Genomic DNA, 2,142 nt, shown 5'->3' with positions numbered 1-2,142 from the left:
CAGGCGACCGAGGCGATGGAACGGATCACCAACTCGTCGGGCAAGATCTCGAACATCATCGGCATGATCGACGACATCGCCTTCCAGACCAACCTGCTGGCGCTCAACGCCTCGGTGGAAGCGGCTCGTGCCGGCGATGCCGGCAAGGGCTTCGCGGTGGTCGCGGTAGAAGTGCGACGGCTGGCGCAGTCGGCGGCCGGCGCATCAAATGAGGTCAAAGCGCTGATTGAGCAATCGGGCAGCGAGGTGAAGGGCGGCTCGAAGCTGGTCGCGGAAGCCGCCGCCAAGCTCGAGGCGATGCTTGTCGCAGCGCGGTCGTCGAACGAGTTGATGGACTCGATCGCGCGGGCCAGCCAGGAGCAGGCCTCGGCGATCGAAGAGGTCAACGCCGCTGTTCGTACCATGGACGAGATGACCCAGCATAACGCGGCGCTGGTCGAAGAAACCAATGCCGCGATCGAGCAGACCGAGGCGCAAGCGACCGAGCTCGACCGGATCGTCGAGGTGTTCCGTACCGGCGATGCGAGCGCGCCGGTCCGTGCCACTGAGGCTGCCAAGGGCATCCGCGCCCTGCAGGACAAGGTGCGCTCGGCGGCCAAATCCTACCTCAGCCACGGCAACGCTGCCGTCGATAAGGACTGGTCCGAGTTCTGACCAACACGAAGCGAAACATAAGTCGGGGCCGCCTTCGGGCGGCCTTTGCTTTTGTGGCGATGTAATCGGTGCCCTGCCGGAAATCCTCGGGTGGCTACGCATCGTTCCGTAATCAGAAATTAAGGCCGGGTGCCTAGTCTTCGCACCAGCGTGCACGGGCCTTGGGGGATGAGGTCGGCGTAGATAGCGGGAGCAGGGTTTTTCCTGCCCGTTTTCGACAGTATTGCCGCTCCCCTCTATGAGGCTACCGCTCGAGGGGGAAAGTTAGGCAATGGGTTGGCTTCCGAAGTTCAAGATTGCGCAGAAACTGCCGCTGGCGATGGTGGGGTCGGCACTGCTGGTCAGCGCCGGCGTGGGGCTTGGAAGTTACTTCATCGGCTCGTCGATCGTCGGCGAGATGAGCGCGCGGCAGATGCAGACCGTGGCGTTGAGCCACGCCGACAAATTCACGACCTATCTGAAGACAATCGAAGCCGAGCTGGTGAACAGCGCAGCGACGGATAGCGCCGTGAACGCCGCGCGCGACTTCGGGATCGCCTGGAAGAGCTTTGCGAAGGCGACGCCGCCGGCCGATCCTGTGGTCGTGCTGCGTGAGGCGTTCATCACCAACAACCCGCATCCTGCCGGGCAACGGCAGCTACTCGATGTCAACGACAAGGGCCGGACGAACTACGATACAACCCACGACAAGGTGCAAGCGACGTTCCGGCGCCAGCTGGAGATGCGCGGCTACCGCGATTTCTATATCTTCGATACGGCGGGCAACCTCGTCTACTCGGTGATGAAGAACGACGACTTCGCGTCCAATTTCGCTGAAGGTGGCGACTTGGCCGACAGTGGGCTCGGGCGGGTGTTCCGCAAGGCCGTGGCGCTCACCGAGCGCGGGCAGGTGGCCTACGAGGACGCGTCGACCTATTCGATCGCCGGTTCGCCCGCGAGCTTCATCGCCACGCCGATGCTCGATGTGCGCGGCAAGCTGATGGGCGTGATGGCGATCGAAATGCCGGTCGCGCCAATCAACGAGATGCTGCAGGACAACAGCCAACTCGGGCAGACCGGCGAGAGCTTCTTCGTCGGCGCCGACAAGCTGTTGCGTTCGGACTCGGTGTTTTCGGAGGGCGACGATACGCTCACCGCCAGCTACGACAATCCAATCGTCGAGGCGGCCCTGGCGGGCAACGCGGCTATCGGCACGACCACTGACTATCGCGGGATGCGGATGATCGCCACGGCGACGCCGGTGACGTTCAACGGCGTTAACTGGGCGATGGTCACCACCATCAGCGAAGGCGAGGCGTTCGCGCCGGTCGTGCACCTGCGCAACACGATGCTGATGATCGGTGCCGGGCTGCTCGCAGCGGCGGCGCTGCTGGGGTTCCTGTTCTCGCGCAGCATTTCGAAGCCGATCAGCCGGCTGACCGATACGATGGGCGCGCTGGCCCAGGGTAACCTCGAGGTCGAGGTGAAGGGCGCTGAACGCAGCGACGA

The 2,142-nt window shown here is 63.7% G+C and carries 2 protein-coding genes; both read left to right on the top strand.

Annotated features, from left to right (window positions below; all coding sequences use genetic code 11):
• A partial coding sequence (locus AC1DYL_RS22750) for a methyl-accepting chemotaxis protein (RefSeq protein WP_477174892.1) occupies nt 1-654 on the top strand: 654 nt, incomplete at its 5' end.
• A 271-nt stretch (nt 655-925) separates the two neighbouring features.
• On the top strand, nt 926-2,142 hold a 1,217-nt coding region (locus tag AC1DYL_RS22745; RefSeq protein ID WP_477174891.1), incomplete at its 3' end, for a cache domain-containing protein.

The organism is Devosia sp. P1_H9 (assembly GCF_056405135.1).
The sequence above is the reverse complement of the archived record's forward strand: the minus strand, read 5'-3'. Positions and strand labels throughout refer to the sequence as shown.